The organism is Leyella stercorea (genome assembly GCF_021531655.1).
Window position 1 is genome coordinate 1 of the sequence record NZ_JADYUF010000107.1, and the last position, 1,135, is coordinate 1,135.

Annotated in this window: 1 protein-coding gene; it reads left to right on the plus strand. The window is 40.9% G+C overall.

The genetic code is table 11. The features are described 5' to 3' along the window. The first annotated feature begins 103 nt into the window (after nucleotides 1–103). Entirely contained in the window at nucleotides 104–1,018 is a 915-nt protein-coding gene (locus I6E49_RS14220; protein ID WP_235403138.1) for an IS982 family transposase, read from the plus strand. Nucleotides 1,019–1,135 lie beyond the last annotated feature (117 nt).

Here is a 1,135-nt window from a genome sequence, read left to right on the forward strand (position 1 = left end):
TACCCCAGTTCGGGATAAGAAATAGTTCATAAAAAAGTTGGTAGTCTCACAAATATTTTGTATCTTTATAGGTGAAAATCAATTAGTTACAGAAATATTTGATATGACTACCGATTACAAAGTTACAGAATTATTTTATATAATAGACGAGTTTTGCAAACATTTTGATGCAGAAAATGCAGGAAATCTACTTGAAGACAATAGCGGAGTGAAGCGTAGACGGCGTGCGGCATCGTTGTCCGACAGTGAAATCATGACGATTCTGTTGTATTTCCATTTCGGTACATTCCGCACTTTCAAGCACTACTACCTGTTCTTTATTAAGGGTACGATGAAGTCTTATTTTCCGAAAGCAGTGTCGTACAACCGCTTTGTGGAGTTGGAAAGCCGCGTGTTCTTCCAGCTCATGTTCTTCCTTAATCTGGGGGCTTTCGGAAGATGTACTGGCATAACATTCGTTGATTCCACGATGATACCCGTATGCCATAATCTCAGGAGATATGCCAATAAGGTATTCAAGGGAATTGCCACTGACGGAAAAGGAACTATGGGTTGGTGTCATGGCTTTAAGCTCCACCTTGCGTGCAATGACAGAGGCGAGATAATAGCGTTTGTACTTACAGGTGCAAATGTCAGCGACAAGGACCCGAATGTGTTCAAGGTCCTTGCTAAACGTTTGTATGGCAAGCTGTTTGCTGACAAAGGCTATATTTCACAGAAGCTGTTTGACTTCCTCTTTGAGGATGGAATACAGCTGGTGACAGGGTTGCGCGTAAACATGAAAAACAAGCTGATGCCGTTCTATGACAGAATGATGCTGCGCAAGAGATACATTATCGAAACCATTAACGACATGCTGAAGAATACGGCACAGATTGTACATTCACGCCATAGATCTGTAAGCAACTTTATCATGAACCTTATTTCAGCCTTGGGAGCATATTGTTTCTTTGATAACAAGCCAAAGGCATTGCAAGGATACTGCATCGAAGACACGAAGCAACTTACATTGTTCTAAGGACAGAATAATCTCTTTCGATTCTTTATATACAGCTCATGTCTGATGGCATGAGAAGAGAACTCGTGTATCTGTCTTCATATGCAACTAATCGCTATTTTATCCCGAATTGGGGTA

Bases quoted from the DNA above. Each gene is read 5' to 3' on its own strand.
- I6E49_RS14220 (WP_235403138.1), top strand. From the start codon at position 104: ATGACTACCGATTACAAAGTTACAGAATTATTTTATATAATAGACGAG.